Origin of the sequence: Fictibacillus sp. FJAT-27399 (assembly GCF_001510655.1) — a bacterium.
Classification (GTDB): Bacteria; Bacillota; Bacilli; order Bacillales; family Fictibacillaceae; genus Fictibacillus_C; species Fictibacillus_C marinisediminis.
Map to the genome: position 1 here is coordinate 467,287 of NZ_LMVC01000001.1, position 25,218 is coordinate 492,504.

29 protein-coding genes are annotated in these 25,218 nt (G+C 44.1%); all 29 read left to right on the forward strand.

Annotated elements, in window-relative coordinates; all coding sequences use genetic code 11:
• Nucleotides 1–3 precede the first annotated feature (3 nt).
• The 29 genes from AR335_RS02425 to fliP all read left to right on the forward strand — a co-directional run bounded on the left by AR335_RS02425 (nucleotide 4) and on the right by fliP (nucleotide 25,211).
• Nucleotides 4–186, forward strand: coding sequence for a hypothetical protein (locus AR335_RS02425; protein WP_062231725.1), 183 nt, complete (start codon nucleotides 4–6; stop codon nucleotides 184–186).
• A 202-nt stretch (nucleotides 187–388) separates the two neighbouring features.
• Complete coding sequence (gene sucC / locus AR335_RS02430) at nucleotides 389–1,549, forward strand: ADP-forming succinate--CoA ligase subunit beta (RefSeq protein WP_062231727.1); 1,161 nt, start codon at nucleotides 389–391, stop codon at nucleotides 1,547–1,549.
• Nucleotides 1,550–1,585: 36 nt separating this feature from the next.
• The gene (sucD, locus tag AR335_RS02435) at nucleotides 1,586–2,500 is read left to right on the forward strand and encodes a succinate--CoA ligase subunit alpha (RefSeq protein WP_062231729.1); all 915 of its coding nucleotides are present in this window, start codon (nucleotides 1,586–1,588) and stop codon (nucleotides 2,498–2,500) included.
• 62 nt (nucleotides 2,501–2,562) lie between these two features.
• Nucleotides 2,563–3,438, forward strand: a complete 876-nt coding sequence (gene dprA, locus AR335_RS02440) for a DNA-processing protein DprA (protein ID WP_234293165.1) — start codon at nucleotides 2,563–2,565, stop codon at nucleotides 3,436–3,438.
• Between the two features lie 135 nt (nucleotides 3,439–3,573).
• Nucleotides 3,574–5,649 carry a type I DNA topoisomerase gene (gene topA / locus AR335_RS02445; protein ID WP_062231731.1) on the forward strand — a complete coding sequence of 692 codons (2,076 nt, stop codon included), beginning with the start codon at nucleotides 3,574–3,576 and terminating at the stop codon, nucleotides 5,647–5,649.
• Nucleotides 5,650–5,667: 18 nt separating this feature from the next.
• Nucleotides 5,668–6,972, forward strand: a complete 1,305-nt coding sequence (gene trmFO, locus AR335_RS02450; protein WP_062231733.1) for an FADH(2)-oxidizing methylenetetrahydrofolate--tRNA-(uracil(54)-C(5))-methyltransferase TrmFO — start codon at nucleotides 5,668–5,670, stop codon at nucleotides 6,970–6,972.
• A 60-nt stretch (nucleotides 6,973–7,032) separates the two neighbouring features.
• A complete protein-coding gene (gene xerC / locus AR335_RS02455; protein WP_062231735.1) occupies nucleotides 7,033–7,935 on the forward strand; it encodes a tyrosine recombinase XerC in 903 nt (300 codons plus the stop codon).
• A gap of 24 nt (nucleotides 7,936–7,959) precedes the next feature.
• Nucleotides 7,960–8,502 carry an ATP-dependent protease subunit HslV gene (gene hslV / locus AR335_RS02460; RefSeq protein WP_062231737.1) on the forward strand — a complete coding sequence of 181 codons (543 nt, stop codon included), beginning with the start codon at nucleotides 7,960–7,962 and terminating at the stop codon, nucleotides 8,500–8,502.
• A gap of 17 nt (nucleotides 8,503–8,519) precedes the next feature.
• Complete coding sequence (gene hslU, locus AR335_RS02465; RefSeq protein ID WP_062231739.1) at nucleotides 8,520–9,917, forward strand: HslU--HslV peptidase ATPase subunit; 1,398 nt, start codon at nucleotides 8,520–8,522, stop codon at nucleotides 9,915–9,917.
• 13 nt (nucleotides 9,918–9,930) lie between these two features.
• A complete protein-coding gene (codY, locus tag AR335_RS02470; RefSeq protein ID WP_053354500.1) occupies nucleotides 9,931–10,710 on the forward strand; it encodes a GTP-sensing pleiotropic transcriptional regulator CodY in 780 nt (259 codons plus the stop codon).
• A 301-nt stretch (nucleotides 10,711–11,011) separates the two neighbouring features.
• On the forward strand, nucleotides 11,012–11,398 hold the full coding sequence (gene flgB, locus AR335_RS02475; protein WP_053354499.1) for a flagellar basal body rod protein FlgB: 387 nt from the start codon (nucleotides 11,012–11,014) through the stop codon (nucleotides 11,396–11,398).
• A 3-nt stretch (nucleotides 11,399–11,401) separates the two neighbouring features.
• On the forward strand, nucleotides 11,402–11,857 hold the full coding sequence (gene flgC, locus AR335_RS02480; RefSeq protein ID WP_062232534.1) for a flagellar basal body rod protein FlgC: 456 nt from the start codon (nucleotides 11,402–11,404) through the stop codon (nucleotides 11,855–11,857).
• Between the two features lie 17 nt (nucleotides 11,858–11,874).
• A complete protein-coding gene (fliE, locus tag AR335_RS02485; RefSeq protein ID WP_062231741.1) occupies nucleotides 11,875–12,177 on the forward strand; it encodes a flagellar hook-basal body complex protein FliE in 303 nt (100 codons plus the stop codon).
• Between the two features lie 115 nt (nucleotides 12,178–12,292).
• Nucleotides 12,293–13,882, forward strand: coding sequence for a flagellar basal-body MS-ring/collar protein FliF (gene fliF, locus AR335_RS02490; RefSeq protein WP_062231743.1), 1,590 nt, complete (start codon nucleotides 12,293–12,295; stop codon nucleotides 13,880–13,882).
• A gap of 10 nt (nucleotides 13,883–13,892) precedes the next feature.
• The gene (gene fliG, locus AR335_RS02495) at nucleotides 13,893–14,906 is read left to right on the forward strand and encodes a flagellar motor switch protein FliG (protein ID WP_062231745.1); all 1,014 of its coding nucleotides are present in this window, start codon (nucleotides 13,893–13,895) and stop codon (nucleotides 14,904–14,906) included.
• The gene (fliH, locus tag AR335_RS02500) at nucleotides 14,899–15,681 is read left to right on the forward strand and encodes a flagellar assembly protein FliH (protein ID WP_062231747.1); all 783 of its coding nucleotides are present in this window, start codon (nucleotides 14,899–14,901) and stop codon (nucleotides 15,679–15,681) included. The genes fliG and fliH overlap by 8 nt, the downstream gene beginning before the upstream one ends.
• Nucleotides 15,671–16,987: a flagellar protein export ATPase FliI gene (gene fliI, locus AR335_RS02505; protein ID WP_062231749.1), complete on the forward strand. Its 1,317-nt coding sequence runs from the start codon at nucleotides 15,671–15,673 to the stop codon at nucleotides 16,985–16,987. Before fliH ends, fliI begins: the two co-directional genes overlap by 11 nt.
• 1 nt (nucleotide 16,988) lies before the next feature.
• Nucleotides 16,989–17,426 carry a flagellar export protein FliJ gene (gene fliJ / locus AR335_RS02510; protein ID WP_053354493.1) on the forward strand — a complete coding sequence of 146 codons (438 nt, stop codon included), beginning with the start codon at nucleotides 16,989–16,991 and terminating at the stop codon, nucleotides 17,424–17,426.
• Nucleotides 17,427–17,441: 15 nt separating this feature from the next.
• Complete coding sequence (locus AR335_RS02515; protein ID WP_062231751.1) at nucleotides 17,442–18,059, forward strand: MotE family protein; 618 nt, start codon at nucleotides 17,442–17,444, stop codon at nucleotides 18,057–18,059.
• A gap of 19 nt (nucleotides 18,060–18,078) precedes the next feature.
• Nucleotides 18,079–19,296 (forward strand): flagellar hook-length control protein FliK, encoded by a 1,218-nt coding sequence (locus AR335_RS02520; protein WP_062231753.1) that lies wholly within the window; start codon nucleotides 18,079–18,081, stop codon nucleotides 19,294–19,296.
• 3 nt (nucleotides 19,297–19,299) lie between these two features.
• Nucleotides 19,300–19,767, forward strand: a complete 468-nt coding sequence (gene flgD, locus AR335_RS02525) for a flagellar hook assembly protein FlgD (protein ID WP_062231755.1) — start codon at nucleotides 19,300–19,302, stop codon at nucleotides 19,765–19,767.
• 33 nt (nucleotides 19,768–19,800) lie between these two features.
• Nucleotides 19,801–20,592 (forward strand): flagellar basal body rod protein FlgG, encoded by a 792-nt coding sequence (gene flgG, locus AR335_RS02530; protein WP_062231757.1) that lies wholly within the window; start codon nucleotides 19,801–19,803, stop codon nucleotides 20,590–20,592.
• Between the two features lie 49 nt (nucleotides 20,593–20,641).
• A complete protein-coding gene (locus AR335_RS02535; protein WP_062231759.1) occupies nucleotides 20,642–20,857 on the forward strand; it encodes a flagellar FlbD family protein in 216 nt (71 codons plus the stop codon).
• Complete coding sequence (gene fliL / locus AR335_RS02540; RefSeq protein WP_062231761.1) at nucleotides 20,858–21,301, forward strand: flagellar basal body-associated protein FliL; 444 nt, start codon at nucleotides 20,858–20,860, stop codon at nucleotides 21,299–21,301.
• A gap of 29 nt (nucleotides 21,302–21,330) precedes the next feature.
• Nucleotides 21,331–22,317: a flagellar motor switch protein FliM gene (gene fliM, locus AR335_RS02545; RefSeq protein WP_156418853.1), complete on the forward strand. Its 987-nt coding sequence runs from the start codon at nucleotides 21,331–21,333 to the stop codon at nucleotides 22,315–22,317.
• Nucleotide 22,318: 1 nt separating this feature from the next.
• Complete coding sequence (gene fliY / locus AR335_RS02550) at nucleotides 22,319–23,461, forward strand: flagellar motor switch phosphatase FliY (RefSeq protein ID WP_062231765.1); 1,143 nt, start codon at nucleotides 22,319–22,321, stop codon at nucleotides 23,459–23,461.
• Between the two features lie 18 nt (nucleotides 23,462–23,479).
• Nucleotides 23,480–23,842 (forward strand): response regulator, encoded by a 363-nt coding sequence (locus AR335_RS02555; protein ID WP_053354484.1) that lies wholly within the window; start codon nucleotides 23,480–23,482, stop codon nucleotides 23,840–23,842.
• Nucleotides 23,843–23,860: 18 nt separating this feature from the next.
• A complete protein-coding gene (locus AR335_RS02560) occupies nucleotides 23,861–24,538 on the forward strand; it encodes a flagellar biosynthetic protein FliO (RefSeq protein ID WP_062231767.1) in 678 nt (225 codons plus the stop codon).
• A gap of 52 nt (nucleotides 24,539–24,590) precedes the next feature.
• A complete protein-coding gene (gene fliP / locus AR335_RS02565) occupies nucleotides 24,591–25,211 on the forward strand; it encodes a flagellar type III secretion system pore protein FliP (protein ID WP_231689253.1) in 621 nt (206 codons plus the stop codon).
• The last annotated feature ends 7 nt before the right edge of the window (nucleotides 25,212–25,218 follow it).

Below are 25,218 nucleotides of genomic sequence, written 5' to 3' on the forward strand. Positions count from 1 at the left end.
ATCATGCCAAGAAGAAAACTGCTTGTTCCTGGTGTCGACTCGATGCTCAATCAGTACAGGGAAGAGATCGGCGAAGAATTCGGGATCTACCGTCCGGCTGCAGAACGGGATTTTACGGAAAAAAAGCCAGACAGAAAAAAAGAAAAATCGAACGGCAGGAAAGAAACAAAAAGCAGGGATGAATAACCTGCTTTTTGTTTTTCATTTAGAAGCAGTATGAGGCGATATATCTCCTATTTTATTACATATTGTGTAGTTTTTAATATGTAAAAATGTCGAAATTAGGTGAATGCGTTTGCAATAATTCTGTAGAATGGTAGACAGTTCGGCTTCTATTATATAAAATGGTATCGGTAGTTTAGTTTTGAACATGATAGGAGGATGGAGAATGAATATCCACGAGTATCAAGGTAAAGAGGTACTAAGAAAGTACGGTGTGGCTGTTCCTAACGGTAAAGTAGCGTATTCCGTAGAAGAAGCAGTTGAAGCTGCAAAAGAATTAGGAAGCGCTGTTACTGTTGTTAAAGCTCAAATCCACGCTGGCGGACGAGGAAAGGCCGGCGGTGTTAAAGTGGCTAAAAACCTTGATGAAGTTCGTACATATGCGGATGAAATTTTGGGGAAAGTGCTTGTCACTCATCAAACAGGCCCTGAAGGTAAAGAAGTTAAACGCTTGCTTATCGAAGAAGGCTGCGACATCAAGAAAGAATATTACATCGGCCTCGTGCTTGACCGCGCAACATCAAGCGTTGTCATGATGGGATCTGAAGAAGGCGGTACTGAAATTGAAGAGGTGGCTGAAAAGACGCCTGAGAAAATCTTCAAAGAAGTCATCGACCCAGCGATCGGGCTTCAAGCATTCCAAGCTCGCCGCTTAGCATTCAACATCAACATCCCGAAAGAGCTTGTGAACAAAGCGGCAAAGTTCATGATGGGACTTTATAAAGCTTTCGTTGAAAAAGACTGCTCTATCGCAGAAATCAACCCGCTTGTTGTAACAGGTGACGGCAACGTAATGGCACTTGATGCGAAGTTAAACTTTGATTCAAATGCGCTTTACCGCCAAAAGGACATTCTTGAGTACCGCGATCTTGAAGAAGAAGATGCAAAAGAGATCGAAGCTTCCAAATATGACTTGAGCTACATCTCCCTTGATGGAAACATCGGATGTATGGTTAATGGCGCTGGTCTTGCTATGGCAACGATGGACATCATCAAACACTACAGCGGAGACCCTGCCAACTTCCTTGATGTAGGCGGCGGTGCAACTGCTGAAAAAGTAACAGAAGCATTTAAAATTATCCTTTCTGATGAAAAAGTTAAAGGGATTTTCGTTAACATTTTCGGCGGAATTATGAAATGTGACGTTATCGCTAACGGAGTAGTTGAAGCTACAAAACAAGTAGGGTTAAACCTGCCGCTGGTTGTCCGTTTAGAAGGTACGAACGTAGAGCTTGGCAAGAAAATCCTTAATGAATCTGGATTGAACATTACTTCTGCAGATTCCATGGCAGACGGTGCTGAGAAAATCGTTTCTTTAGTAAAATAAATTCCCCGAAATAAGGTAGAAGGGTGGAGAAAATAGATGAGTATTTTTATCAATAAAGACACAAAGGTCATCGTGCAAGGGATTACAGGATCTGTAGGCCTGTTCCACACACAGCAGATGCTTGAATATGGAACGAAAATTGTCGGCGGTGTTACACCGGGTAAAGGCGGTACGGAAGTAGAAGGCCTTCCTGTTTTCAATACAGTTGAAGAAGCGGTTAAAGCAACAGGTGCTACGGCTTCTGTCATTTATGTTCCGCCTGCATTTGCCGCTGATTCCATCGTGGAAGCAGTTGAGGCAGAACTTGATCTTGCTATCTGTATTACAGAAGGTATTCCGGTTATGGACATGGTTAACGTAAAACGTTACATGGAAGGCAAGAAAACTCGTCTTGTCGGTCCTAACTGCCCGGGTGTTATCACGCCAGATGAGTGCAAGATCGGTATCATGCCTGGGTACATTCATACAAAAGGGCACGTTGGGGTTGTATCCCGTTCCGGAACATTGACTTATGAGGCGGTTCACCAGCTTACACAGCGCGGAATCGGCCAATCTACAGCAGTAGGAATCGGCGGAGACCCGGTAAATGGAACAGATTTCATTGATGTGCTAAAAGCATTTAATGAAGATGAAGATACTTATGCTGTCATCATGATCGGTGAAATCGGCGGAACAGCTGAAGAAGAAGCTGCTGAATGGGTAAAAGCCAACATGAAAAAACCTGTTGTCGGTTTCATCGGCGGACAAACAGCGCCTCCAGGAAAACGTATGGGCCATGCCGGTGCGATCATTTCCGGCGGTAAAGGTACTGCTGCCGAAAAAATCAAAACCATGCAGGAATGCGGAATTAAAGTCGCTGAAACTCCTTCAGTTATGGGAGAAACACTTGTTTCTGCACTTAAGGAAAAAGGGCTTCTTGACCGCTGCACAACTCATAAAGCGAATGTATAAGCATAAAGCTCCCGTTTTTGGGAGCTTTTTTTAAAAAAATTTTGGTTTTATTGGAGGAGACTATGGACAGAGAACGGTTAATTCTTCTTCATCATTGCCGCGGAGCAGGGAGGAAAGCCATCCAGTCATTCTTAGCATTTGACCCGGAGTTAAAAGCTGTTTTTCAATTGAGCAAGAAAGAGCTTATAGAACGGTTCCGTATGAGTCATCAGAACAGCAATGATTTTTTAGAAGATATCCGGAAGCTGTCTTACCGCTCCATCGAACAAACATACCGAAAGCATAATATAAAAATACATACATATTTTGATAGTCATTACCCCGTTCCTCTCCGCCATATTTTTGATTCGCCCTGGGTGTTGTACAGCAAAGGGAACACAGAGGCGCTGTCAGCTCCTCTCGCTATTAGTGTAGTAGGAACCAGGAATCCCACCGAGGGCGGATTAAAAAGCCTGAATAAAGTGCTTATGCCCCTGCTGGAAAAAGGCTGGGTAACGGTCAGCGGGCTTGCTGCAGGGATCGATACCCATGCCCATGAATTGACTTTAACGCAGTCAGGCAGTACGATTGCAGTACTCGGGTCAGGAATTGGCCGTATTTACCCCAAGGCCAACACAGCCTTGGCACACCGGATTACAAAAAAAGGCCTTCTCTTGTCTGAGTATCCGTATGATCTGCCGCCAAGAAAATGGCAGTTTCCGCAAAGGAACAGAATCATCAGCGGATTAACCCGTGGTACTCTCGTTGTTGAAGCGCGGGAAAGAAGCGGTTCTCTCATTACAGCAGATCAAGCAATGGAACAGGGAAGGGAAGTATTTGCTGTTCCAGGGTCCATATTGGATGAATGTGCATCAGGCACTAACCGCCTGATTCAGCAGGGAGCCAAGCTTGTAATGGAAGCTGAGGATATTTTAAGTGAATTAAGTTTGATATATTAGGTCAGAATGAAGTATTAGTCCCTGTTATTTCTCTTTATTCGATTGGCAATAATTGAAAACCGTTTGACAAATGATGAGAGTCTATTTAATAATAGGGAAGATTTGATTAAACCCTTAAAGGGGGATGCACTGAAAATGGAAGAGTATTTAGTAATCGTTGAATCTCCCGCCAAAGCAAAAACGATAAAGAAGTATTTGGGAAGCAAATATATCGTTAAGGCGTCGATGGGCCATGTTAGAGATCTGCCCCGAAGCCAAATGGGAGTAGAAATTAGTGAGAATTATAATCCGAAATATATAACGATCAGGGGAAAAGGGCCTGTTTTAAAAGAGTTGAAGACAGCGGCCAAAAAAGTAAAAAAGATTTTTCTCGCATCTGACCCCGACAGAGAAGGCGAAGCGATCGCCTGGCACCTTGCCCACAGCCTGGATATTGATCTGGATTCCGAATGCCGGGTTGTTTTTAATGAGATTACAAAGAATGCTATTAAAGACTCGTTTAAACGACCGAGAAAGATAAACATGGATCTCGTTGATGCCCAGCAGGCTCGCCGTATACTCGACCGTCTCGTAGGCTATAAGATCAGCCCTTTATTATGGAAGAAAGTGAAAAAAGGCCTCAGTGCCGGAAGGGTACAGACCGTAGCTCTTCGTTTGATCGTGGAGAGAGAAAAAGAAATCAAGGCTTTTATTCCTGAAGAATACTGGAAGATTAAAGCCGCTTTCTCCTATGGCAAAGAAGAGTTTGAAGCCAATTTTTATGGTATCAACGGCAAGAAGAAAGAGTTATCGAATGAAGAGGAAGTCAAGGAAGTCTTAAGCAAGCTCAAAGGAAATACCTTTTCAATCGCTTCGGTTCAGAAGAAGGAGAGAAAACGTAATCCTGCACCGCCTTTCATTACTTCTTCATTGCAGCAGGAAGCAGCAAGAAAGCTGAACTTCAGAGCGAAGAAAACGATGATGCTTGCACAGCAGCTGTATGAAGGAATCGATCTCGGAAAAGAAGGCACAGTCGGTCTAATCACGTATATGAGAACGGATTCCACCCGGATCTCAGATCTTGCAAAAGAGGAAGCGAAAACTTTCATTACAGAAGAATATGGTCAGGAGTATGCGGACCAAGGTAATCGCGCAGAGAAAAAACAAGGCAAAAATGCACAGGATGCCCATGAAGCGATCAGACCATCTTCTGCTTCCAAACATCCTAAAGAATTAAAAGAGTATTTGAGCCGTGACCAGCTCCGGTTATACCGATTAATTTGGGAGCGTTTTATTGCGAGCCAGATGTCTTCAGCTGTTTTGGACACCATGACTGTTGATCTCGAGAATCAGGGAGTAATTTTCCGTGCCAATGGTTCAAAAGTGAAATTTCCTGGATTCATGAAGGTATATATTGAAGGAAACGATGACGGCAAGAAAGATGAAGACCGTTTACTGCCGAATCTTGAAGAAGGCAAGACGGCCGAAAAACAAGAAATCGAACCGACTCAGCACTTTACACAGCCGCCTCCAAGGTACAGTGAGGCAAGGCTCGTCAGAACAATGGAAGAACTCGGTATTGGACGCCCTTCAACGTATGCCCCGACATTGGATACGATCCAAAAGCGAGGCTACGTTATGCTCGATGACAAGAAGTTTCAGCCGACCGAGCTGGGAGAAGTCGTTCTTGAACTGACACTTGAATTCTTTTCAGAAGTGTTTAACGTAGAATTCACTGCTCAGATGGAAACGGATCTCGATGAAATCGAAGACGGCGACAAGCATTGGAACGAAGTTATTGATGAGTTTTATAAAAGCTTTGAAAAACAGCTGGTTGTCGCAGAAGAGGAAATGAAGGAAGTCGAGATCAAAGATGAACCTGCCGGTGAGGACTGTGAATTGTGCGGGCACGAAATGGTCTTTAAGATGGGGCGCTATGGCAAGTTTATGGCCTGTTCCAATTTTCCGGAATGCCGGAACACAAAACCAATTGTAAAAGACACGGGTGTTGAATGCCCTGAATGCCATGAAGGAACAATCGTCGAACGTAAGAGCAAAAAGCGGAGAATCTTTTACGGCTGCAGCAGGTATCCAGAGTGTGAATTTGTTTCATGGGATAAACCTGTCGGCCGAACATGCCCGAAATGCAGTAAAATTCTTGTTGAAAAGAAGACGAAAAAAGGAAAAGTTGTACAGTGTATCTCTTGTGATTACACTGAGGAGCAAGGTTAAAGGGGAGTTTTTCACAGAATGAACGATTTTGTAAATGTAATCGGCGCCGGGCTAGCGGGAAGTGAAGCAGCTTGGCAGATCGCCAAAAGAGGAATTAAAGTCCACTTATATGAGATGAGGCCAAAGAAACAGACGCCAGCTCACCATACAGATAAGTTTGCAGAGCTTGTCTGCAGCAACTCCCTTCGCTCCAATACATTGACCAATGCGGTTGGTGTGCTGAAAGAAGAGATGAGAAAGCTGGATTCGGTGATCATTGCTTCAGCGGATGATTGTTCGGTGCCGGCTGGAGGGGCCCTTGCCGTCGACCGCCACGAATTTGCTGCGATGGTTACAGATCGGGTTAAGAACCATCCGAACGTTACGGTTTTTGAAGAGGAAGTAACGTCAATTCCTGAAGGGCCGACTGTGATCGCTACAGGCCCGCTCACATCAAAGGAACTATCAGAGTCATTAAGAACACTGACATCCGAGGATTATTTGTATTTTTATGATGCGGCAGCACCGATCATCGATGTAGAGAGCATCGATATGGACAAAGTCTATTTAAAATCCCGCTATGATAAAGGTGAGGCTGCTTATTTAAACTGCCCGATGACAGAAGAGGAATTTGACCGTTTCTATGAAGCGTTGATCTCTGCTGAAACGGTGCCTTTAAAAGAGTTTGAAAAGGAGATTTTCTTCGAAGGCTGCATGCCGATCGAAGTCATGGGCTCCAGAGGCAAGAAAACGATGCTGTTCGGCCCGCTTAAGCCAGTAGGGCTTGAGGATCCAAAAACCGGAAAACAGCCATATGCAGTCGTTCAGCTAAGACAGGATAATAGCGCAGGAACTCTCTATAATATAGTAGGTTTTCAAACGCATCTGAAATGGGGACCGCAGAAGGAAGTCATTCAGCTGATTCCCGGGCTTGAAAAAGCGGAGATCGTCCGCTATGGTGTGATGCACAGAAACACATTTATCAACTCCCCGAATCTTTTAGAGAAGACCTATCAGTTTAAAGACAGACAGGATCTTTTCTTCGCAGGCCAGATGACCGGTGTTGAAGGCTATGTGGAAAGCGCAGCATCGGGACTGATCGCCGGAATCAATGCGGCAAGGCTTATGGAAGAAAAAGAGCTTCTGGAGTTCCCTCAGGAAACAGCAATCGGCAGCATGGCCCATTACATTACGACGGCTAATGCGAAGAACTTCCAGCCGATGAATGCGAACTTCGGGTTGCTTCCTGCTCTTGAAACCCGCATTAGAAACAAGAAAGAGCGTTATGAAGCATTGGCTGATCGAGCGCTGGAAACAATTCAGAATTTTATAACAAATTTGTGAACTTACTTGTCATTGCCCCTAATCTGTGATACGATTTAGGGGCTTTGTGAGGTGTGATAAGTGGATTTAAATGACCGCTATTTGAAGATGTTTATCGAGTATTTGCAAATAGAAAAAAATAGTTCACATCATACAACGGAAAATTACGAAAAAGCGATCTTACACTTCAAGACGTTTATGAAACAGCAAGCAATCGAAGGATTCGCTGCTGTTTCTTATCTTTTGGTGAGACATTATTTGACGTGGCTTCACGAGCAGTCCTATTCCAGAAGGACGGTCGCCAAAAAAATTTCGTCTCTCCGCAGCTTTTATCGTTTTCTTAACCGGGAAAAGATTGTTGAACATAATCCGTTTGCTGCCGCATCTCTGCCCAAAAAAGGCCAGAGCATTCCCCATTTTATCTATGAGGAAGAACTGGCACAGCTTTTTCATGTCAGTGACCTGTCTGATCCGCTGGGTCAGAGAAACCAGGCCATCTTGGAGCTTCTTTACGGGACAGGGATCAGGGTGAGTGAATGCTGCAAGATCCAGCTCGATGACATCGATTTTTACATAGAAACGGTGCTCATTAAAGGAAAAGGTAAAAAAGAAAGGTATGTGCCTCTGGGCAGCTATGCGATAGAAGCATTGACTCGTTATATTGAAGATGGAAGAAAACAGCTTGCAGAGAAAGCCGGCCAGCCTGTAAAAACACTATTCCTTAACTATAAAGGAGGTTCTCTTTCTGCACGTTCCGTCAGAAATGTATTAAACAGCATGATTCAGCAAACGACGTTAACCGTACATATCAGCCCTCACGTCCTGCGCCACACGTTTGCGACCCATTTATTAAACGAAGGCGCTGATCTGAGGGCCGTGCAGGAATTGCTCGGACACTCTCATCTTTCGTCTACACAGATCTATACTCATGTCACAAAAGAACATTTGAAAAAAATTTATAATAACGCTCATCCTCGTGCATAAATGAAAGTAAGGAGGGATTTTTTAATGACCCATACATTCCATGCAACGACTATTTTTGCCGTTCACCATAATGGACAGTTTGCGATGTCAGGCGATGGCCAGGTTACCTTTGGCAATGCCGTAGTCATGAAACATTCTGCCAAGAAGGTTAGAAGACTCTTCGGTGGAAAAGTACTCGCCGGATTTGCAGGTTCAGTTGCGGATGCTTTTACGCTGTATGAAAAATTCGAAGCCAAACTGGAGGAATACAGTGGCAACCTCGCACGTGCCAGTGTCGAACTCGCCAAAGAATGGCGTACCGACCAGGTGCTGAGGAAGCTTGAAGCCATGCTGATCGTCATGAACAAAGAAAGTCTCCTGCTCATTTCTGGAACCGGGGAGGTCATCGAACCGGATGATGGCATTCTTTCGATCGGATCCGGCGGCAACTATGCGCTTGCTGCGGGAAGGGCTTTGAAAAGAAATGCTCCTCATCTGTCAGCTGCCGAAATCGCAAGAGCGGCTTTGGAAATTGCCGGTGAAATCTGTGTTTATACAAACGACCAAATTATTTTGGAAGAGCTGTAGAAGGAGCGTGGGAAGAGATGAACACACATTTAACTCCAAGGCAGATTGTTGAGAAGCTTGATCAGTATATCATCGGCCAAAAAGACGCGAAAAAAGCGGTAGCTGTTGCTTTAAGGAACAGGTATCGAAGAGGATTACTCGATGAAAAGCTTAGAGACGAGATCTCTCCTAAAAACATTCTGATGATCGGGCCGACCGGTGTCGGAAAAACCGAAATTGCAAGAAGGCTGGCAAAGCTAGTGAACGCCCCTTTTATTAAAGTGGAAGCTACCAAGTTTACAGAAGTAGGTTATGTCGGCCGGGACGTTGAATCCATGGTCCGGGACCTTGTGGAGACATCGATCCGTCTTGTTAAAGAACAAAAAATGCATGATGTAAAAGATAAAGCGGAAGAGAACGCCAATAAACGGCTTGTTGAACTATTGGTTCCTGGAAAACAAAAAGAATCATCCTATAAAAATCCGCTCGAAATGTTTTTTGGTTCTAACAACAGCAATAATGCCCAAGCTCCAAGCGACAAAGAAGATGATGCATCGATCAGCCAGCAGCGCAGGCAGATGGCCCATAAACTCGCTCTTGGAGAGCTTGAGAACCATCTTGTAACCGTTGAAGTGGAAGAACAGAATCATACCATGATGGATATGTTTCAAGGCGCAGGACTTGACCAGCTCGGCATTAACATGCAAGATATGCTTGGAGGCATCGTCCCCAAGAAAAAGAAAAAACGCAAACTGGCGGTCTCCGAGGCCAGAAAAGTGCTCACGCAGGATGAAGCTGCCAAGCTGATCGACATGGATGAAGTCACAAGTGATGCGGTTTACAAAACCGAACAAACAGGTATTATATTTATTGATGAGATTGATAAGATTGCAGGTAAGAACCAAAACAGCGCTGATGTTTCCCGAGAAGGTGTACAGCGTGATATCCTGCCGATCGTTGAAGGATCTACCGTCATGACGAAATACGGATCCATCAAGACAGATCATATTCTGTTCATCTCAGCAGGTGCGTTTCATATGGCAAAACCCTCAGATCTCATACCTGAGCTGCAGGGCCGTTTTCCAATCAGGGTAGAACTTGAAAAGCTGTCTGTCGAGGATTTTACCCGGATCTTAATAGAGCCGGATAATGCCCTTTTAAAACAATACAAAGCGTTGCTTGCAACAGAAGGTATAAATCTTGAATTTTCTGACGAAGCTATTTCTAAGATTGCAAGTATTGCTTTCCAAGTGAATCAGGAAACCGATAATATTGGTGCAAGAAGACTTCATACCATCCTGGAACGATTGCTTGAAGATCTGTCCTTTGAAGCACCTGATGTAACAATGAATGCCATAAAGATCACACCAGAGTACGTAGAAGAAAAACTTGCGACAATCGCAAAGAATAAGGATTTAAGCCAGTATATCCTGTAGGAGGAAATGAAAAATGAATTTATTAGAAAAAACAAGAAAGCTGAATGCGATGCTGCAACAATCCGGAGGAAAGCCCGTCAATTTTAAAGAAATGGCGGAAACTCTCAGGGATGTTATCGAAGCGAATGTTTTTGTTGTCAGCAGAAGAGGAAAGCTTCTTGGAATTTCTTTAAAACAAGAAATTGAAAATGAGAGAATGAAAAAAATGCTCGAGGAACGACAATTTCCTTCCGAGTACACAAAAGGTTTGTTTAATGTTACAGAAACATCATCTAACTTGGATATTGCAAGTGAATATACGGCTTTTCCGGTCGAGAACAAAGAACTCTTCTCTTCTGGATTAACGACCATTGTTCCCATTATCGGTGGAGCCGAGCGTCTTGGAACGCTGATTCTTTCCCGCCTTTCCAATTCTTTCAATGACGATGATCTGTTGCTGGCAGAATATGGAGCTACTGTTGTTGGAATGGAGATTCTGCATGAAAAAGCAGAAGAGATTGAAGAAGAAGCTAGAAATAAGGCTGTCGTTCAAATGGCGATCAGTTCACTCTCATATAGTGAACTAGAAGCAATTGAGCACATTTTCGAAGAGCTTGAAGGAAACGAAGGCTTGCTTGTCGCAAGTAAGATCGCTGACCGTGTTGGGATTACCCGCTCTGTTATCGTAAATGCTCTTCGTAAACTTGAAAGTGCAGGTGTTATCGAATCCCGTTCTCTCGGTATGAAAGGCACATACATTAAAGTGCTTAACGATAAATTTTTACTCGAATTATCAAAACTTAAAACAAGCTGAAGATCATGTCATACACAAGGAGCCCATTCTGCTAAAAAGCAGGATGGGTTTTTTGTATCGGATGAATTTGTCGAACCGTGCAGAGGTCCCAAGACATTTCAGATCCAATAAATCCTTGTGTATCAGGCTTCTAGTAAGAACTTATTAGGCCTAAAGACCTGGACATAAAGTAGTTCTTTTTATCGAAAAAAGTCACTTTGGTAAAAAATACATAGACACTTTTTGGTTTTATGCCTTAAAATATGGAATATCGGTAACTTTTGGTACTCTTTTTAAAATTTAGTAGTAAAAAAGAGGGGATATAGTAATGTTTTCAAGTTCTATTTTTCAAATGCTTGAAAGAGGCTTGGATGCCACAGCGTTAAAACAAAAAACAATCACTGACAATCTGGCAAATATCAATACGCCAAACTACAAAGCAAAGAAGGTAGAGTTTCAAACTGAGCTCGATGGAAGTTTAACAGCTTACCGCACGAGCAGCAGGCATGTTCCATTCAGTACGTCTGGAGGCCAAAGCATCGCCGTGACAAGGGACAGCAGTACAATGATGAACAACAACGGGAACAATGTGGATTTAGATAAAGAGATGGCCGATCTGGCGAAGAACCAGATCTTGAACCAGGCCCTGGTTCAAAGGCTGAACGGAAAATTCAATTCACTGCAAATGGTTATTAAAGGGGGCAAGTAATTGATGGGTATGTTCGATGCATTAAACAATTCCGCTTCAGCTCTAACAGCACAGCGCCTGAAAATGGATGTGGTGTCCTCCAACATTGCAAACGCAGATTCAACGAGAGGAAAACTGGTTAATGGAAAGTGGGAGCCTTACCGGAGGAAAATGGTCGTCACAGAACCGAATGGGTCTTCATTCAGCACGATGTTTCAAACAGCCGTGGACGGCCGCTCAGGAGGTACAGGTGGAGGAGTAAAGGTTGATGGTATAGTAGTTGATCAAACACCATTTAAAATGGTGTATCAGCCTGATCATCCGGATGCGGATAAGAACGGTTATGTAAAACTTCCTAATGTGGATCCTTTAAAAGAAATGGTAGATCTAGTGAGTTCTACACGGTCTTATGAAGCCAACGTGACGGCATTGAATGCAGCTAAGGGAATGTATTTAAAAGCTTTGGAAATAGGTAGATAGAAGGATAGGAGATACATATGAATACTATCAATGTTACATCAGCAGCAGGCCTGGTAAAGAATGCGTATTCCGCCGGAAAGCAAACTCCTGCAGATGCTCAGAAATCATTCGCGGGCATGCTGAACAACATGCTCCATAAAGTCAATGACTCACAGACGGCATCCAACACTGCTACTGAAAATCTGGTAACCGGCAAGACTACCGATCTTCATCAAGTCATGATTGCTGCGGAGAAAGCCAGCTTAACCTTGCAAACAACATTGGAAATCAGAAATAAGGTCATAGAGGCTTATCAAGAGGTAATGCGTACACAAATATAGCTTTCAATAAATTTTTCGGATAGTCAGGCTGGTTTATAGGGGTAGGAAGAAAACACTTTTTTAAAATAAAAAAAGAAGAGAATTTCCTTGAGGAGATTGTTAATCGGGGGAAACGATGATTGAAAAACTGAAGAGCACTATGAACAGAATCTATGTGAATTTTAAAGAGCGCCCTAAAAAGCAAAAGATCATTTTGATCAGTTCCATCGCATTTGTTATTATAGCAGCCGCATTTCTGTTTACGTTTATAGCAAAACCGAAACTAGTCCCGTTATATTCTGACCTATCTCCCCAGGAAGCCGGTCAAATTAAAGAAAGCCTTGATTCAAAAGGAATCACATCCGAGCTTTCTAATGGGGGCAAGGTCATTTCTGTTCCTCAAGGTGTAGTTGACCAGCTGAAAGTCGAACTTGCTTCAGAGGGCATACCGAAAAGTGGAAGCATTGATTACTCTTACTTCGGAGAGAACAAAGGGTTCGGGATGACGGACAACGAGTTCAGCGTTTTAGAAAAAGAAGCAACACAGACAGAGATCGAAAAGTTGATCAAAAGCATAAATGGTGTAGAAGAAGCCAGTGTGATGATCACAACACCGGATAAGAGCATCTGGGTGAATGACCAGAAAGATACCTCTTCAGCGTCAGTCGTTCTAACACTGAAGCCAGGGTATAAACTTGATCAAAGCCAAGTTAAATCACTGTACCATCTTGTTTCTAAAAGCGTTCCGAATCTGCCGGTAGAGAATATCGTGATATCCGATCAATATTCCAATACCTTTTCGCTTGACCAGACAAACTCGAATTCCGATATGACGGCATACGAAGAACAGCGCCAGATCAAGCAGGATATCGAACGTGATCTGCAAACGAGGGTACAGCAGATGCTCGGTACGATCATGGGGCCGGATAAAGTGGTGGCCACCGTTACAGCTGATATTGATTTTACAAAAGAAAAAAGAGAAGAAAAACTCGTTGAGCCTGTCGATAAGGACAAGATGGAAGGCATAAAGCTGAGTGCTGAAAAAGTCAAAGAAACGTTCACAGGGAACGGAACGGTTCCTGGAGGGGTCGACAACACAGGCCAGAGTGATGTGCCAACCTATCAGGGCGGAGCGAACGGATCCAACGGCGATTATGAAAAAGAAGAAGACAGAATCAACTATGAGGTTAACCGGATAAAAAGACAGATCGTTAAAAGTCCTTACGAGATTAAAGATCTGGGCATTCAGGTTATGGTAGAGCCGCCTAAGCCAAACGATCCAACTTCATTGCAGCAAGGAACACTGAATGACATCCAGCAGATGCTTGGAAATATTGTCAGGACCAGCATCTCAAAAGATACAGCCGCAAACCTGTCGCAGCAGCAGGTCAACCAAAAGATATTTGTTTCAGCCAAACCGTTTAATGGCAAGCAGCGAACGGCTGCATCGGCTAACTCAGCTATTCCGGTTTGGATCTACATTGCTGGCGGAATTCTGCTGGTCGTTATCATTCTTCTCTTAATCCTTCTTCTCAGGAAAAGGAAGCAAGAAGAAGAGCCGGTATCAGAAGATGTCGTGTTCGAGCAAGAGTTCTTTAATATACCAGATGTGAACATGGACCGGGAATCTGAGGGAACAGTCCGAAAAGAGCAACTTGAAAAAATGGCAAAGGAAAAGCCTGAAGAGTTTGCCAAGCTGCTCCGCACGTGGCTATCCGAAGAATAGGAGGTTAGTTATGGCAAAAGCCGCCAAGGAATTGAATGGAAAAGAAAAAGCTGCCATGCTGATGATTTCTATGGGACCCGATGTGGCAGCCCGGGTATACAAGCACTTAAATGAAGATGAGATCCAGCGCCTGACGCTACACATCTCACAAATTAGAAAAGTAGATTCAGAAGTGAAAGAGAACATTATTGAACAATTTCATCAAATAGCTCTTGCACAGGATTATATTTCTCAGGGGGGTATCGGTTACGCTAAAACTGTCCTGGAAAAGGCTGTAGGCCGGTCGGAAGCGATGGATATCATCAACCGGCTTACATCCACCCTGCAAGTAAGGCCGTTTGATTTTGCAAGAAAAGCGGATCCAGGACATATTCTTAATTTCATACAGAATGAACATCCACAGACTATTGCTTTGATCCTGTCCTATCTGGATTCATCACAGGCAGGACAGATTCTTTCAGAACTTCCTCAGGAGCTGCAGGGGGACATCGCGAGAAGGATCGCCATCATGGACCGCACATCTCCTGAGATCATTAATGAAGTAGAGCAAATCCTCGAACGAAAACTCTCTGCTACCGTAAGCCAGGACTTCACGCAGGCTGGCGGTGTAGAATCTGTTGTGGATGTGCTGAACGGAGTAGACCGGGCGACGGAAAAAACCATTCTTGATGCGCTTGAGATTCAAGACCCGGAGCTTGCAGAAGAAATCAAGAAGAGAATGTTTGTATTTGAAGATATTGTCACCCTTGATAACCGTGCAATACAGCGCGTGATCAGAGAAGTGCAGAACGAAGATATGCTTCTTGCACTTAAAGCAGCAAGTGAAGAAGTTAAAGAAATTTTGTTCCAAAACATGTCCCAGCGTATGGCGGAGAATTTCAAAGAAGAGATGGAATTTATGGGTCCAGTCAGGCTGCGTGATGTAGAAGAAGCACAATCCGGAATTGTCGGAATCATCCGGAAACTGGAGGATGCTGGTGAAGTTGTAATCGCAAGAGGCGGAGGAGATGACATTATTGTCTAGGATCATTAAATCTTCTTTTGCAGAGAACCAGGACTTGAATCGTACAATCGGAATCAAAAAAATAAAGCAAAAAATAATGGAACAGGAACATCTTACGCCTGAATCCAGGATGGAGATCTCCAAGCAGAAAGCGCAGAACATTTTGGAGGAAGCGGAACGAAGCTATGAAGAGATGACCGCAAGAATGGCAAAGGAACGCAGGGAACATGAAGCTTTCCTGGAAAACAGCAAAAAAGAATGGAACGAACAGGTCATCATAGAGCGCGATGAAGCTAGAAAAGAAGGCTTTCATGAGGGGTTTGAGGCAGGTTTGATAGAAGGACGATCAAGTTATGAGAGTTTACTGGGTCATGCAAGGGAAACGGTAGAGCGCTCAAAGCAGGATTATCAGCAGCAAGTTGAGTCTGCTGAACCCGTTATTATCGAACTGGCAGCAAAGATGGCCAGAAAACTTGTTGGTGAACTTTTGACAGAAAATAAAGAAGCATGGACCGTGGTCTTAAAGGGTCTCATAAAAGAAGTCAGAGATTATCCTGAAGTGAAATTATATGTCCATCCGCACTGGTATGAAACGACACTGAACGCCAAACAGGAATTACAAAACGTTTTGATGCACACATCCGTCCTGTATATCTATCCGGATGAAAAACTAAGCGAAAACGGCTGCGTTGTCGAATTTCCGTTTGGCAGAATTGAGGGAGGCATGGACAGCCAGCTCAATGAATTGAAAGAAAAGCTGATAGAAACGATAGGTGATCAAAACGATGAACACTGATGGCCTCCTGGAAAGTATTGATCAGATCGACACCTACAAGCGCTTTGGAAAGGTTACGAGAGTGGTAGGTTTAATGATTGAATCCCGTGGCCCTAAAGCTTCAATTGGGGATATGTGTTATATCCATACGGGGAGCAGCAACCATCATAAGATCAAGGCGGAAGTCGTCGGGTTTAATGAAGAAAATGTACTTCTCATGCCGTTTACGGCACTAAAATCCATATCAGTAGGCAGCCTCGTAGAAGCGACGCGGCGCCCGGTTCAGATTAAGGCGGGCCACGCATTGATCGGACAGGTGCTTGACGGTTTAGGGAACCCATTGGACGGAAGTACAATGCTGAAAGGATTAAGCAGTTTCCCTTCTGAGAATGACCCGCCAAACCCGATGAGACGGCCGAGAATACAGGAAAGCATCGAACTTGGGGTGCGTTCCATCGACAGTCTCCTCACGGTTGGCAAAGGCCAGCGGGTAGGTATCTTTGCTGGAAGCGGGGTCGGAAAGTCAACCTTGATGGGGATGATCGCTAGAAACTCTACTGCCGATCTCAATGTTATCGCCCTTATCGGGGAACGTGGGCGAGAGGTTATGGATTTTATCGAAAAAGATCTTGGAGAAGAGGGACTCAGAAAATCAGTGGTTGTTGTCGCAACCTCTGATCAGCCGGCGCTGATGAGGATTAAAGGTGCACTGACCGCCACGGCCATTGCGGAATACTTCAGAAGCCTTGGAAAAGATGTCATGCTGATGATGGATTCGGTCACCCGTTTTGCCATGGCTCAGAGGGAAATCGGGCTTGCTGTCGGTGAACCGCCAACAACGAAAGGATATACACCATCGGTATTCGCAATGCTGCCGAAGCTTTTAGAGCGTTCCGGTACGGATGTCCAGGGATCCATAACAGCTTTTTATACAGTGCTTGTAGATGGAGATGATCTGAACGAACCCATATCTGACACTGTCAGAGGGATACTTGACGGTCACCTCGTACTGGACAGGAACCTGGCTAATAAAGGCCAGTTTCCTGCGGTAAACTTGCTGAAAAGTGTCAGCAGGGTAATGAGTGATATTGTAGACAGCGACCATCGGATAGCAGCCAGCCGGTTTCGCGAACTTCTCGCCTCCTACACGGATGCGGAGGATCTGATCACCATCGGAGCCTATAAAAGAGGATCATCAGAAAAAATAGACAAAGCCATTGAAGCTTACCCTAAAATCCTGTCTTTCTTAAAGCAGGAAGTTGATGAAAAGGCTTCATACTATGACTCGATTTATCGCTTGCTGAGTGAGTTTGGAGGAGAACAGTAACATGGCATTTCAGTTTAAGATGGAAAAAATCTTGGCTCTAAAAACGAAAGAAAAAGAAGCTGTGGAGTCTGAGTACGGCGAGAGCGTAAGAATGTTTGAGAGCTTGGCGCAATCACTCTATGATCTTCTCAGGAAAAAAGAGGAAATAGAACAGCATTCGGATGAACAGTTCAGGACGAGGCTGGTGATCAATGAGCTTCAGCAGACACAGCGTTTTCTGCTTTCTCTGACTCAAAAGATCAGCATGGTTCAATCACAGGTGCAGAAGGCCCGGGAGATCATGAATATCACACAGCAAGAACTGGTCGAAAAAACCATCGAAGTAAAGAAATATGAAAAGCTGAAGGAAAAACAACATGCTGATTACCAGCGGTTCGTGACTGGAATAGAAAATCAGCAAAATGATGAGTTTTCCATTCTGCGCTACATTAACCAATGAAATTAGGTGAACTCGTTGGAAAGAAAAGAAAAGACAAACCGGTTCTCCTGGATCCTGCTCGTCATCGTAGTGCCCGCGATATTTGTTATCGTCATTCTGGCACTGATCCTCTTGTTCATGGGTGTGAATATCGGTGATAAAGCGAAAGAGATCGGAAGCGGCATCCCTATTGTGTCATCCCTCATCGATAAAGGTGACAGCTCCGTAAATCCAGCTGATCAGAACGCACAATCGGAGGCGTACTGGAAAAAGAAGGTGAGCGACCGCGACCGAATGATCAAGCTTCTGCAGCGTGATGTTGATAAGAAAGAAACCGAGGCAGAGGGCCTGAAATCGGATCTTGCTGCCGCACAAAAGCAATCGGAATCAGGAATTGCACAAAGTTCAAGCGAGACACAGAACTCAAGCAATACAGGGGCAGGTTCCTCACAGCAGAATCCGGATAAAAAGAAAATAGCGGCATGGTATAACACGATGTCACCAAAAAATTCAGCCGATATCCTCTCTAAAATGAAAAGTAAAGATGCAGTAGAAATCTTGCAGATGCTTGATGACGAAGTGACAGGAAGCATTCTTGCGAAAATGGACCCTTCCAAGGCTGCTGAACTTACTCTCATGCTGAAAACAAAGTAATTAGAGGAGGTGATTCAACGTGAATTTACCCATTGCTTTACTAGAAAATCGATCTGTTATACAGCAGTCTGGTCCTCAACAACCTGGAAAAAAGATGGAGGCTTCTCTGTTTTCTATGAGTCTTGCACAGTCAGAAAGCGCGCTGCAGGCTTTAGCATCAGCTGTTCCGCATAAGCAGGGGAATGTATCGTTAGAAAGTTTGCTTAAAACCATTCTTCATGCACTGGACAAAGAGGATCAGCCTCTTCAGAAAGGGGACCTGGTTTTACCGGACGTACAGGCTTTATTAGCGAAGCTGCCTTCGGACCTCGTACATCAGATCGAACAGCTCTTCCAAAGCGGAACGAGTGTTGCAGAAATGATAAAGAGTGAATCTCCGCCTGCAGTAAAAGCTATCACGGTACTGATTCATCAGTTCAGCAAAGAAACACAGAATACAGATCCAATCAAGACGAGTGACCCTGTTAAATTTGAAATACCTGAAATTAAAAAAAGCATTGAGCATCTGTTCCCGATTTTACGAGACCAAAAGGAAGTAAAGTCAGGAAAAGCTATTTTAATAGGGCTCATAGAACAACTGCATAAACAGGAGACGAAAAACGGTGGCAAACCGTTTAAGGCGCTGGATCCTCAAACCTTTTTCGATAAAATGGAACGTGCTGTTCTGAAAAAAGAACTGCCGGTTATGCCGTTTCAATGGAATAGTACGGCAACTAAACAAACCGACCGACCGGTTTTCTCACCTGCTCATACCCCTGCTTATATGCCGGCTCTGGAACAATTTGTTCTGCACGCGCCGAGATCAGGAAACAGTGAGGCAGCTCAGCAGCAATTTGTAAAAGAGTTTCAAAACATTATTTTGTCAGGGAAGTTTGCGGCTTCTTCAAACGGTATGGCAAAGTTGAACATCAGGCTGACTCCGGAGCATTTAGGCACATTGAACATTGAGCTCATCTCAAAGAATGGTGAGCTTTCAGCCAGAATTCTTACGAGCAGCGTCGGTGCAAAAGAAATGATGGAATCCCAAATTCATGTATTAAAGAACGCGTTGCATGGAAACAGCATTCAGCTTGACCGGATCGTTGTCCTGGAACAGCCGCAGGAACAAAAATTTCAGCAGCAGGATACGAATCCGCAGCCTCATCAGCAGCATCAACATCAGCAACAGCCGCAGGATGACGGTGTACAGGATGAACTGTTCAGTGACCTGTTGGATGAATTAGAGAGCGGGGAATAAAAGATGGCATCATCAATCAGCAATGATCTTTACCTGTCAAACCTTCAAAAAAAAGAGCGCCAAACGGGTTCGAACATTTTGGGAAAAGACGATTTCATGAAAATATTGATGACGCAGCTGCAGAATCAGGATCCTTCGAGCCCTATGGAAGATAAAGAGTTTATCTCGCAGATGGCGACCTTTTCTTCTCTGGAGCAGATGACCAATATGAGCAGCAGCTTCGATAAATTTATCGCTCAGCAGTATGACAATCTTTTCATCCAGCAGAGCAGTTTAATCGGTAAGAACGTTACGTATCTGCAAGAAACACAGGATGAGTCAGGGGCGGTAAAAACAGAATCAAAAGAAAGTAAGGTAAAAGCCATCTTGTTTGAAAACGGAGAAGCTAAATTCCAGCTGGCCGACGGAAACATAATCGGAAGTAATTCGATCACAAAAGTTTCGAATGAAGATGTACAGGCCAGTAAATAAAGGCAATCCGTTAATTAAGGGGAGGAACAAATAATGCTACGTTCAATGTATTCAGGAATCAGCGGAATGAAAAACTTTCAAACCAAACTAGATGTGATCGGCAACAATATTGCCAACGTTAATACATATGGCTTCAAAAAAGGCCGGACGACGTTCAAAGATCTTGTAAGCCAGCAGATTTCCGGAGCGGGTGCCGGAACGAACCCTAAGCAGGTGGGTCTTGGCTCTCAGTTGGCTTCAATCGACACGGTTGACACACAAGGAAGCTTGCAGACAACAGGGAGAGCACTTGATCTAGGGATTTCTGGAGATGGGTATTTTGTTGTACAAAACGGATCTCAGCAGTTTTTGACACGTGCGGGTAACTTTTATTTAACACCAACTTCAGATACAGAGAGTAAAATCGTGAATGCAGACGGCTATGAATTGTTAGGAACAGATAATTTACCGATTACGATTGAATCCACTGCAAAGAGTTTTAGCGTTGGAGCAGATGGTTCCGTTAATGTCGTTCAAAGTGATGGTACATCGTCGACTGTTAATACGATTGCTATTGCTAAAGTTTCTAATCCAGCAGGGCTTGAAAAGGCAGGTAGTAATTTATATCGCACATCAACCAATTCAGGCTCATTGCCTGCATCTTTTTCGGGACCAGGTATTGATGGAGCTGGTGACCTCGTATCTGGTGCTCTTGAAATGTCCAACGTTGATTTGTCAGAAGAGTTCACGGAGATGATTGTCGCTCAAAGGGGATTCCAGGCAAATACAAAGATTATTACAACATCCGATGAGATCTTACAGGAGCTAGTCAATCTCAAACGATAAGCTGGAAGGGAGGATGGAGTAAGATAACCTCTTACTTATATCCCATAATATGATTATGTTAACTAAATTAAACGGAGAGACATTTACTTTAAACGCTGTCTTTATTGAACAAGTCCAGTCTTTTCCTGATACGACCATTACACTGACTTCTGGAAAAAAGTTTGTGGTGAAAGAATCAGAAACTGAGGTTGCAGAAAAAGCCGTCTCCTTTTACCGGAAGATTTCTCCGTTTCACCTTCAGGGGTTGAAGAAGGAGGATTTGTAAATGGAACAAGAAGTTAAAAAGTCTAAGGGAAAACCAATTCTTATCGCCATGCTGGCCGCTTTGGTCATCATGGGGGGGATCGGCTATTATGTTTTCTTCCAGATGCCATCAAAAACCGAAGCTTTTGCTGAACCTTCAGCTGAAGAATTGGATAAGGTAACAGTTGAGACGGAAGAGATCACGACGAATCTGGCTGACCAATCCTTCATCAAGATCAAGTTCAGAATTCAGGCTGACACTGAAGATGCAAAAGCTGAGCTGGAAAAAAGGCTGTTCCAAGTAAACAACATTATTATCTATGAATTGTCTGGAATGAAAACCGGTGACCTGCAAGGCCAAAAAGGGATCAACCATCTTGAAGGGACCTTGAAAGGCAAGGTTAGTAAACTGATGCAGGAAGGCAAGATTAAAAGAGTTTATACGATTGAAAAGATTATTCAATAGAAAAAAATCATCATAGAAAAGGGGTGAGGCTGTTGGCGGAAGTACTTTCCCAGAATGAGATTGATGCGCTGCTTTCTGCAATTTCCACAGGTGAAATGGATGCGGAAGAGCTGAAGAGAGAAGAGAAAGAACAAAAAGTCAGAACGTATGATTTTAAACGGGCACTGCGCTTTTCAAAAGATCAGATTAGAAGCATCACGAGGGTTCATGAAAACTTTGCCCGGCTGCTGACAACATATTTCTCAGCTCAGCTCAGAACCTATGTGCAAATAGCAGTGGCGTCAGTCGATCAGCTGCCTTATGAAGAATTTATACGCTCCATTCCGCGGATGACAATCTTAAATATTTTTGAAGCCCATCCGCTCGAGGGCAGGCTGCTCGTTGAGGTCAACCCCAACATCGCTTATTCGATGCTTGACAGACTGATGGGCGGCTACGGGGCAAGCATGAACAAGGTAGACAGCCTGACAGAAATAGAAACGAAGATCATCTCTCAGCTTTTTGAACGTGCACTGGCGAATTACAAGGAAGCCTGGAACAATGTGATGGAAATCGAGCCCGTTGTACTGGATTTTGAAGTGAATCCTCAGTTCCTGCAGATGGTCTCGCCTAATGAAACAGTGGTTGTTATCTCGTTGACAACAACAATCGGCGAAACGAGCGGGATGATGAACGTCTGTCTCCCTCATGTGGTATTGGAGCCGATCATACCGAAGCTTTCTGTTCATTACTGGATGCAGAATAATCAAAAAGCCAGCATGCCGGAAGAGGCTGCACTGATCGAACAGAAAATCAGGCAGACACCGCTGCCGATGGTAGTAGAACTTGGTTCTGCAAATATGAAGGTGGAGGAGTTTTTACAGCTTGACTCAGGTGACATCATCCAGCTAAACAAAGGAATCCATGAACCATTGGACGTTTTTGTGGAAAACAACAAGAAATTCTTAGCCCAGCCCGGTAAATCGAAAAACCGGATGGCTGTGCAGATCATAGAGCAATTAGAGGGGGAAGAGTGACATGGTAGGCGGAAATATGCTCTCGCAAGATGAAATTGATGCATTGCTGAACGGAGGAGACTCTTCTTCAGAAGACGATGTCTCGATTGAAGATTACCTGAGTCCAATGGAACAGGATGCACTAGGAGAGATCGGAAATATATCTTTTGGCAGTGCCTCAACAGCGCTTTCAACCTTGCTGAACCAGAAAGTGCAGATTACAACTCCGGCTGTTTCGATGGTAACGAAAGAAAAATTAAAGGATGAATTCCCGATTCCCCACGTGGCAGTACAGGTGGAATATGTGGAAGGCATTCAGGGAGCAAACCTCCTTGTGATCAAGACTTCTGATGCTCAGATCATCGCAGACCTCATGCTTGGAGGAGACGGAACAAATCCTTCACCTGACTTTGGGGAACTGCAGCTCAGTGCGGTGGGTGAAGCGATGAATCAGATGATGGGATCAGCTTCCACGTCGCTTTCTACGATTTTTAATAAGCGGGTGGATATTTCACCGCCTACAATTGACTTTTTAGACATCGATTCCCCGGCTCCTGTCATTTCGAATGAAGACATCCTTATAAAAGTTTCGTTCCGCCTGAAAGTAGGTGACCTCATCGACTCGAATATTATGCAGCTCGTACATACAGATTTTGCACAAAATCTAGTAAAAGAGCTCATGAATCCTGAGCCGATGGCAGCTGGTCCGTCTGATATTCCGGAGAGTGTTCCGGTGGCGCATCCAGTAATGAAAGAGCAAGTTTCCATCCATAATGAGCAGCCTGTGGCCAACGAAGTTCCAAGAGCAGAGCAGGCTGTTGAACCAGCACCTCAGCAAAGAACCGTTTCAGTACAGCCGGCCATCTTTTCTGACTTTGAAGAAAGCGGCAGCACGTTCACAGAAACGAAAAACCTTGATATGCTGCTGGATATCCCGCTTCAGGTAACAGTCGAGCTGGGAAGAACGAAGAAAAGCATAAAGGATATTCTGGAATTATCACCAGGTTCTATTCTTGAATTGGACAAGCTTGCAGGAGAACCGGTTGATATTCTTGTGAATCAGAAGCTGATCGCCAAGGGTGAAGTGGTCGTCATTGATGAAAACTTCGGGGTGAGAGTCACCGAAATCGTAAGCAGAAGAGACAGACTTCAAAATTTAAGATAATAACAAGGAGGCAAAATAATGGCTAAACGTATTTTAGTAGTAGATGACGCAGCATTTATGCGAATGATGGTAAAGGACATTCTTGTCAAGAACGGTTTTGAGGTTTGCGGGGAGGCTGGAGACGGGCTGCAGGCGGTTGAAAGGTTTAAAGAACTGGCTCCTGACCTTGTTACTCTTGACATCACAATGCCTGAGATGGACGGCATCACAGCCTTAAAAGAAATTAAGAAGATCAATCCGAACGCGAAAGTGATTATGTGCTCAGCCATGGGACAGCAAGCGATGGTCATCGATGCAATCCAAGCTGGGGCAAAAGATTTTATCGTCAAACCGTTTCAGGCTGACAGGGTTATTGAAGCGATCAATAAAACATTAAGTTAACATCAGGTGGTGCAGCAATTGAGCAAGTTTATAAGGTGCACGACAATCGTACTTTTCTCCTTCCTGCTCCTTTTTAACGGATATCAAGCTGTTTCTGCAGAAGAAGGAGGAAGTTCCCGAGCCTCTTCTGCAGAATGCAAGACCGTTTATGAATGTCTGGATAAGAAGGCAGAAAAAAGCGAAAGCGGTAAGAAGCAGGAAAATGTTCAGGAACAGTCTTCCCTTACGAGCGGAGGAAGCAGTTTTCTCACGTTTGTTAAGGTTATTATCGCCCTGGGATTTGTACTGTTTCTATTGATTTATTTACTGAAATTTATTCAGCGCAGAACGAAGAACTTTCAAGAAGGAAAGGCTCTGCAGTCTGTTGCCGGTATCGGTGTCGGTGCCAACCGGTCCATACAGGCTGTCAAAGTCGGCTCAAGTGTCCTTATTGTCGGGGTCGGTGAATCGGTCACTCTTTTGAAGGAAGTAACCGACGAGGAGGAAGTTGAGAAACTGCTAAGGCAGGATCCGGCAGAAACGCCAAAACTGCCGATGAGGGCGGGAGAAGTGTGGAACAGCCTTAAGAAAAAAAGACAGTCGGCTTCACATTCCGCTGATTTTTCCAGTGTCATGAAAGCGCAGCTTGAAGAAATGACAACCGAGAGGAAATCAGTGTTAAAAATGCTTGGCAAGAAAGGAAAAGCGGATGAGTGATCTACTGCCAGGACTCAACCTGGATCTATTAAACAATCATAGCTCTGGCGGCATGGAAACCACGATACAGTTATTGCTTCTGCTGACGGTTTTATCACTGGCACCCAGCATCTTAATTCTCATGACGTGTTTTACTAGAATCGTAATCGTTCTGTCTTTTGTAAGAACGTCACTGGCGACCCAGCAGATGCCTCCCAACCAGGTACTTGTCGGCATCGCACTCTTCCTGACATTTTTCATCATGGCCCCCACCTTTCAGGAGATCAACCATGATGCGATCGGCCCGCTCATAAAAGGAAAGATTACACAGGAGGAAGCCTTTGATAAAGGGACTCTGCCTTTAAAGGAATTCATGACAAAGCATACGAGGGAAAAGGATCTCCAGCTTTTCTTGAATTACTCCGGTGCGAAGAAGCCAGAAAAAATAAAGGATATATCGTTATTGGCCCTCGTCCCTGCCTATGCGATCAGTGAATTGAAATCGGCCTTCCAGATGGGATTCATGATCTTTGTTCCATTTCTTGTTATCGATATGGTAGTGGCAAGTGTTCTGATGGCGATGGGTATGATGATGCTTCCGCCGGTCATGATCTCGCTCCCTTTTAAAATCCTGCTGTTTATTCTCGTTGACGGCTGGTACTTGATTGTGAAATCTCTATTATTAAGCTATTAAACAAGTA

Bases quoted from the DNA above. Each gene is read 5' to 3' on its own strand.
- flgC (WP_062232534.1), top strand. From the start codon at position 11,402: ATGGGTATGTTCGATGCATTAAACAATTCCGCTTCAGCTCTAACAGCA.
- sucC (WP_062231727.1), top strand. From the start codon at position 389: ATGAATATCCACGAGTATCAAGGTAAAGAGGTACTAAGAAAGTACGGT.
- AR335_RS02535 (WP_062231759.1), top strand. From the start codon at position 20,642: ATGATTATGTTAACTAAATTAAACGGAGAGACATTTACTTTAAACGCT.
- fliP (WP_231689253.1), top strand. From the start codon at position 24,591: ATGGAAACCACGATACAGTTATTGCTTCTGCTGACGGTTTTATCACTG.
- hslV (WP_062231737.1), top strand. From the start codon at position 7,960: ATGACCCATACATTCCATGCAACGACTATTTTTGCCGTTCACCATAAT.
- codY (WP_053354500.1), top strand. From the start codon at position 9,931: ATGAATTTATTAGAAAAAACAAGAAAGCTGAATGCGATGCTGCAACAA.
- fliY (WP_062231765.1), top strand. From the start codon at position 22,319: ATGGTAGGCGGAAATATGCTCTCGCAAGATGAAATTGATGCATTGCTG.
- fliG (WP_062231745.1), top strand. From the start codon at position 13,893: ATGGCAAAAGCCGCCAAGGAATTGAATGGAAAAGAAAAAGCTGCCATG.
- fliI (WP_062231749.1), top strand. From the start codon at position 15,671: ATGAACACTGATGGCCTCCTGGAAAGTATTGATCAGATCGACACCTAC.
- fliE (WP_062231741.1), top strand. From the start codon at position 11,875: ATGAATACTATCAATGTTACATCAGCAGCAGGCCTGGTAAAGAATGCG.
- sucD (WP_062231729.1), top strand. From the start codon at position 1,586: ATGAGTATTTTTATCAATAAAGACACAAAGGTCATCGTGCAAGGGATT.
- hslU (WP_062231739.1), top strand. From the start codon at position 8,520: ATGAACACACATTTAACTCCAAGGCAGATTGTTGAGAAGCTTGATCAG.
- dprA (WP_234293165.1), top strand. From the start codon at position 2,563: ATGGACAGAGAACGGTTAATTCTTCTTCATCATTGCCGCGGAGCAGGG.
- AR335_RS02425 (WP_062231725.1), top strand. From the start codon at position 4: ATGCCAAGAAGAAAACTGCTTGTTCCTGGTGTCGACTCGATGCTCAAT.
- topA (WP_062231731.1), top strand. From the start codon at position 3,574: ATGGAAGAGTATTTAGTAATCGTTGAATCTCCCGCCAAAGCAAAAACG.
- fliF (WP_062231743.1), top strand. From the start codon at position 12,293: ATGATTGAAAAACTGAAGAGCACTATGAACAGAATCTATGTGAATTTT.
- fliJ (WP_053354493.1), top strand. From the start codon at position 16,989: ATGGCATTTCAGTTTAAGATGGAAAAAATCTTGGCTCTAAAAACGAAA.
- AR335_RS02555 (WP_053354484.1), top strand. From the start codon at position 23,480: ATGGCTAAACGTATTTTAGTAGTAGATGACGCAGCATTTATGCGAATG.
- fliL (WP_062231761.1), top strand. From the start codon at position 20,858: ATGGAACAAGAAGTTAAAAAGTCTAAGGGAAAACCAATTCTTATCGCC.
- trmFO (WP_062231733.1), top strand. From the start codon at position 5,668: ATGAACGATTTTGTAAATGTAATCGGCGCCGGGCTAGCGGGAAGTGAA.
- flgD (WP_062231755.1), top strand. From the start codon at position 19,300: ATGGCATCATCAATCAGCAATGATCTTTACCTGTCAAACCTTCAAAAA.
- flgG (WP_062231757.1), top strand. From the start codon at position 19,801: ATGCTACGTTCAATGTATTCAGGAATCAGCGGAATGAAAAACTTTCAA.